We start from the raw sequence: 5,252 nt of genomic DNA on the forward strand, positions 1-5,252 counted from the left end.
GTCGCGCAACTGTGGTCGTTCGGGTGCGGGACGGTGACCACGATGCGCGGCGGCACACCGGATTCGACGACCTTCGCCACCGCGGCGGCGACCTCGTCGTTGCTGGTCACATCGGTCGGAATCAGGGTGACACCGGCGGGGACGCTGTCGCCGGCCCGTTCGATCGACTGCGTCAGATCGAGACCGAATACGGTCGCACCCTGGTCGGCGAAGCGTTGTGCGGTCGCGGCGCCCAGACCGGACGCAGCTCCGGTGATGATCGCGGCGGAGCCCGAAATCTCCACGGTGTTTGGTCCTCTCGTTAGTGACGGCCCTATGGGTACTGGCCTTCCGTCAACAGCACCATATCGGGCGTGGGTGCCGTCACAGCCGGGGGTGCGCCGCGTGGGAAGCCGGCACCGCGCAGAATGGAAGACAACCAGCTAGTTTCGTTTGCGAACCGGTACGCGATCGAACGATGGAGTTGCCACATGACCGCCTCGGCCCCCGCGGACCGCCGGCTACCTCGGGGCCGGCACGGTATCCCGCGGGAAACGGTCGTCCGGGACCAGCGCGACCGGATTCTGGCGGCGATGGCGGATGCGATGGCCGCGCACGGATATGTGGGCACGTCGGTCGCGGCGGTGATCAAGCGTGCGGGAGTGTCGCGGGAGACCTTTTACGAGCAGTTCCGCTCCAAGGAGGACTGTTTCGAGGCGGCCTACGAGCGGGCGGTGGAACAGCTGATCGCCCGGATCCAGGCGGCGCTGCGCCCAGTCCCTGATCCTGCACTGTCCGGGACGGAAATCGGCCGCGACGCGCACATGGCCGAACCGCCGATCGGCGCCCTGCTCGACGCCTACCTCGACGGGCTGGCCGCCGAACCGGCCTACGCGCGCCTGTTCCTCGTCGAGGTCTACGCCGCCGGTCCCACCGCGATCGCGCGCCGCGCGGAACTGCAGGAATCATTCGTCGCGCTCGTCGCGGACATTCTCGACGCCCGCACCGATCAGCAGCGCTTCGCATGCCGCACGATGGTCGCCGCGCTCAGTGCCATGGTGACCAACCACGTCGCCGCCGATGATCTGGACGGGCTGCGGGAGTTGCGTGAACCCATGCTCGAGCTGGTCCGGCGCAGCGGAGATCTGTTCGGCGGCGTGCCCGCCGACCCCGGCCGCGCCGATCCGCGGGAGCATTTCGATCCCTGGTGACCACCGCCGGGTGCCGGCTCAGTCGAGGCAGAACTCGTTGCCCTCCGGATCGGCCATCACGATGTGACCGTTGCCGAGCGGGGGAGCGGGTTCGTGGCGCTGCAGCCTGGACGCACCCCGGGATACCAGCCGCTCGGCCTCGGCCTCCAACGCGGCCATCCGATCGTCGCCGATGAGTCCCGGGGCCGCCCGCACATCCAGGTGGACTCGATTCTTGGCCTGTTTGCCCTCGGGCACCCGCTGAAAGAACAGCCGCGGGCCGGCGCCCTCGGGATCGAGCAGCGCCGAGGCGTCGTTGCGCCGTTCCGGCGGCACGTTCATGGCCGCCAGTGCCTCGTCCCAGGTCCGGAATCCGGGCGGTGGATCCTGCAACCGGTAGCCGAGGGCCTCGGCCCAGAACGCGGCCAATTCCGCGGGATCGCCGCAGTCGAAGGTGATCTGGACATCGCGGGCCATCAGCTCGCCTCCTGTCGGTTGCGGTGCAGGTAGAGGTCGCGCAGCAGGCAGACCTCTGCCAGATGGTGGATCAGTTCGCGGTTGATGTGCAAAACCAGCGCCGAGAACGGGAAGTCGGCATAGGGCCCTTCGGCCGCTCCGCACGGACGGGCGAGGCCGTCTTCGCCCAGCGATTCGATGCCGCCGATCCAGCGGGCGTACTCCGAATCGAGCTGGGCCAGTGCGTCTTTCGCGGTCTCGGCGTACTCGAACGAATGGTAGTCGGTGGCCGCGCGCCCGAAATGCGAGGCGTTGCGCATGGCGAGCACGCCGACGATCACGTGCCCGAGCCGCCAGGCGATCGTCGTGAACGGCGCCGGATCCGGCGGCGGGAAGGCGAAGTCAATGGTCATCGCGCCGGAACCACCCTGGATCGGTGCGTTGCCGGCGCCGCGCGGGTGCAGATTCCAGCAATCGGGCGCGGGTTCCCAGAAGTACTCGTCGTCGGTGAGTCCGTCGAGCCGGGGGCGGAGCTGGTCGGTCCAGTGCCGGTCGATCTGCTCGCGGAGCAGGTTGTTCCAGTCGGTCATGAGCACAGCTTGTCGTGAATAGCGGACAGGTGCCTTCCGCTATCTGTGCCACGATGACCGCATGACCGTCGAAGCGACCACCGAGCGGGTGCTGCGGCTGCTGGCCCTGTTGCAACGCCGGCCGTCGTGGACCGCTACGGAACTGGCCGACGAGCTCGGCGTCACCGATCGTTCGGTGCGCCGCGACGTGGAACGACTGCGCGCCATCGGTTATCCGGTACAGGCCACGGCCGGTGTCGGCGGCGGATACCGGCTGGGTGCGGGTACGCGGCTGCCGCCACTGCTGTTCGACGACGAGGAGGCCATCGCCACGGCGGTGTCGCTGCGCCTGGCCACCGGAGGAACCGTCGCCGGCGCGGGCGAGGCGGCGCTCCGGGCGCTGACGAAGCTCGATCAGGTGATGCCGCCCAGATTGCGCGCCGAGGTGCGGGCCGTGCACGACGCCACCGAGACCATGGTCGGTCCGGGTATCGAGATCGATGCGGAACTGCTGATGACCCTCGCCCGGGCCTGCCGCGACGCCGTCCGGGTCCGCTTCCACTACGCCGGCCGCAACGGGGTCGCCGGTGAACGTACCGTCGAACCGGTCCGCATGGTCACCACCGGCCGGCGCTGGTATCTCATGGCCCGCGATATCGACCGCGACGACTGGCGCACGTTCCGCCTCGACCGCATGCGGGAGATGCAGGCCACGACCTGGCGGTTCCGGCCGCGCGACCATCCGGATCCGGTCGGCTACGTTCAGCGATCGGTGGCCGAGGCGCCGTACCGGTTCCTCGCCCGGATCCGCGTCCACGCCGATTCCGCCCGGGTGCGCGACCTGATTCCGCCCCAGGTCGGCCGCGTCGAAGACGATCGCGACGGGTGGTCCGTACTGGTGGTGGCCGGCGACGACCTCGACTGGCTCGCGGTCCGGATCGTCCGTCTGGGGTTCGAGGTCGACGTGCTGGAGCCTCCGGAACTCCGCGAAGCCGCCGCTCACCTGGCTCGCGATCTGTCGGCTCTAGCCGAACCGAACCGAGCCGATCCGGGCTGAGCCGACCACCGTGGCGAGCTTGTCAGCGTCCGTGCAGTGAATGCGGTTCCGCCGGCTCCTCGTTTGTCCGATTCGACCGCCCCAGCAGTCCCCACAACGCGCCGCCGACCAGCGCCACCACCGCCGCGATCGCATACTCGCCGAGTTTGCCCAGGTCGGGCGCTACCGCGCCGAGCAGGGTGGCGGCGCCGATGTAGAGGAACAGCAGGCCGGACGCGACGGCGACCGCCCGTTCCGGAATGTGCTTGCCGACCGTGATGCCGATGGCGATGGCGAGACCGCCGGCGGCGACCATACCGGCGACCGAACCCACCCAGACGGCCACCCAGCTGTGATTCGAGGCCAGGGCGATGGTGGCGAACATGGTGCGGTCGCCGAGTTCGGCGAGCAGGAATGACGAGATCACGATGAGGAAGGCGCGGCCGGGGGAGGCGGGGCCGGTGGTCTCGGGTTCGTCGGGATCGGGTTCCTCGTGCCGGGCCGCCCACAGCGTCCACACGCCGACCGCCAGCAGGATGAGGCCGGTGCAGAGTGCGATGAAGTCGGTGGGCAGGGCCGCTCCGAGGAAATGTCCGACGCCGACGGCGATCACGTTCACCAGCACGCTCGCGACGGTGATACCGCCCAGCACGATCCACCAGCGGTAACGCAACGCGAAGGTCAGGGCCATCAGCTGCGATTTGTCGCCGAGTTCGGCGACGAAGAGCACGCCGAAGCTCAGTAGTATCGCGGCGATCATCATCGGCTCCCAGGTCTCCGGCGTATCGGCCGAAGACGGGGCGCCCTCAGCCGACCACGCCCGTATCAACGGTCTGTCGTCGGCCGAAGGTCTCGCCCACCGGAAAACCGGTTCGGATGGCCGGATCCGTCCAGCGGATCAGTATGTCGACCATGCGATTGCGGGCTACTCCCCTTCGCTGTCTTTCAGCCTACCCTTACCTACGCGCAGCCGCCAAGTGCCTGTCCCCGAAACCGCAATGCGCACAATAAGTTTGGCGATGCGGCCGAAAAGTTTCGGGTACCCGTCGAAGGTGTTTCGCCGGGGCTCCGCACCGCGTTCGGACGCCCGTCCCGTGGGTGCCGGGTGCCTGTGGGCCTCAGGCGGCGAGCAGCATGGCCAGCACCGCGGTATCCGGATCCGAGATGGGGTCCACGCCCACCCGGCTGACCATCGAGGTGACCGTGCCGTCGAGTTCGGCCTCCACCCACGCCGCGCGGTGGGCGAGTCCCAGATGCGGAATGCCCGGCAGTAGAACACATCCCGATGCTGCGCCGACGCATTCCGGCAGCGACGGATTGGTCTCCGAGGGCGGATGCAACATCATCAACGCGGGGGGAACATGATCGGCGAAGCGTCCCGGTTCGAGCGCTTCCTCGCCCAGTACCGGCCCCTCGGCCACGACTAGTCCGACGGTGTCCGGATGCGGATCGTCGGGCAGTTCTTCGCGCGCACCGAAGACCGTCGTGGTGGTCAGCAGGCCGGGCAGACTCGCCACCCGCACCGCGAGCGCCAGTAGTTGCGCCCATTCCTTGGTCGTATCGGGCCAGCGCCCGGAGATCACGAAGCCACGCAGTATGCCGCGTGCCTGGAACGGCGTGACCCCGACCGGATTGTTCGTACGCATCGGATGCCTCCCGAACTGTCAACGGGGGCGGCTCCGCGGTGAGCGAGCCCGTCCTCGACCTATCGTGCGATAGGAGTACCCGAGAATGACTCGAACAATGTCTGGCACACAAGTACCAGAGAGTGCTAAGTCGCAGGTAACACGCCCGCAACGCAACTCAGGCCATACCCGGCGGGTATGGCCTGAAGTCGCGGAGAGGCGTATCAGCCGAAGATCAGGCCCTTGCCCTGAGCGACGGCCTTGGCGAAGCGCTCCTGCACGTCGGCCCAGTTGACGACGTTCCAGAACGCCTTCACGTAATCGGCCTTGACGTTCTTGTACTGCAGGTAGAAGGCGTGCTCCCACATGTCGACCTGCAGCAGCGGGATGATGCCGA

At 68.2% G+C, this 5,252-nt stretch carries 8 protein-coding genes; 2 read left to right on the top strand and 6 right to left on the bottom strand.

Features of this window, described 5'->3' with window-relative positions; all coding sequences use genetic code 11:
* Positions 1–284: SDR family NAD(P)-dependent oxidoreductase (locus tag IRT45_RS35785; RefSeq protein ID WP_194810186.1), on the bottom strand; the 284-nt coding region annotated here is incomplete at its 3' end.
* 186 nt (positions 285–470) lie between these two features.
* Here IRT45_RS35785 and IRT45_RS35790 point away from each other — a divergent pair.
* Positions 471–1,190, top strand: a complete 720-nt coding sequence (locus IRT45_RS35790; RefSeq protein ID WP_194810187.1) for a TetR/AcrR family transcriptional regulator — start codon at positions 471–473, stop codon at positions 1,188–1,190.
* Between the two features lie 18 nt (positions 1,191–1,208).
* Here the strand turns inward: IRT45_RS35790 and IRT45_RS35795 are convergent, their stop codons facing one another.
* Together IRT45_RS35795 and IRT45_RS35800 are read right to left on the bottom strand one after the other, a co-directional pair.
* Entirely contained in the window at positions 1,209–1,646 is a 438-nt protein-coding gene (locus IRT45_RS35795) for a VOC family protein (protein ID WP_194810188.1), read from the bottom strand.
* Positions 1,646–2,215, bottom strand: coding sequence for a DinB family protein (locus IRT45_RS35800; protein ID WP_194810189.1), 570 nt, complete (start codon positions 2,213–2,215; stop codon positions 1,646–1,648). The genes IRT45_RS35795 and IRT45_RS35800 overlap by 1 nt, the downstream gene beginning before the upstream one ends.
* Positions 2,216–2,276: 61 nt before the next feature.
* On the opposite strand from IRT45_RS35800, the gene IRT45_RS35805 reads away from it, so the two are divergent.
* Entirely contained in the window at positions 2,277–3,251 is a 975-nt protein-coding gene (locus IRT45_RS35805) for a YafY family protein (protein ID WP_194810190.1), read from the top strand.
* Between the two features lie 22 nt (positions 3,252–3,273).
* Here IRT45_RS35805 and IRT45_RS35810 read toward each other — a convergent pair whose 3' ends face one another.
* The 3 genes from IRT45_RS35810 to IRT45_RS35820 form a co-directional block, all read right to left on the bottom strand.
* A complete protein-coding gene (locus IRT45_RS35810; RefSeq protein ID WP_194810191.1) occupies positions 3,274–3,990 on the bottom strand; it encodes a TMEM165/GDT1 family protein in 717 nt (238 codons plus the stop codon).
* 358 nt (positions 3,991–4,348) lie between these two features.
* Entirely contained in the window at positions 4,349–4,876 is a 528-nt protein-coding gene (locus IRT45_RS35815) for a hypothetical protein (RefSeq protein ID WP_039775088.1), read from the bottom strand.
* Between the two features lie 203 nt (positions 4,877–5,079).
* A partial coding sequence (locus IRT45_RS35820; protein ID WP_305082336.1) for a Fe-Mn family superoxide dismutase occupies positions 5,080–5,252 on the bottom strand: 173 nt, incomplete at its 5' end.

This window comes from Nocardia sp. BSTN01, from assembly GCF_015354405.1.
Classification (GTDB): domain Bacteria; phylum Actinomycetota; class Actinomycetes; order Mycobacteriales; family Mycobacteriaceae; genus Nocardia.